This is a genomic window from Clostridium sp. CTA-1, from assembly GCF_054768215.1.
Map to the genome: position 1 here is coordinate 1 of NZ_BAAAAP010000073.1, position 393 is coordinate 393.

Genomic DNA, 393 nt, shown 5'->3' on the forward strand with positions numbered 1-393 from the left:
CAGCCTATTTGCGGCTACCCAAGGCTTATCGCAGCTTATCGCGTCCTTCTTCGGCTCCTAGTGCCAAGGCATTCACCATGCGCCCTTTGTAGCTTGACCTTAAAATTGTATTCTTACAAAGGATTTTTATATACCTTTAGCTTTACTTATTCACTGTGCAATTTTCAAAGAACATAGCTAGACATCCAAAATCTACGATTTTGTGATGGTCAGCTTCTCAATTTTTATTGAGAAGTTTCAATTTYGAGAGAATGGTCTCTCAAAATTAAACAGAGAATTCAGCCTTTAGAAAGAATTTTCTTCTTTCTATTCTCCTTAGAAAGGAGGTGATCCAGCCGCAGGTTCTCCTACGGCTACCTTGTTACGACTTCACCCCAATCACTAATCCCACCT

General features: G+C 40.3%; 2 rRNA genes. Both read right to left on the reverse strand.

Annotated features, from left to right (window positions below):
• Positions 1-99 (reverse strand): 23S ribosomal RNA (locus ACYUEW_RS19100); the annotation flags it as partial.
• A gap of 220 nt (positions 100-319) precedes the next feature.
• Positions 320-393 (reverse strand): 16S ribosomal RNA (locus ACYUEW_RS19105); the annotation flags it as partial.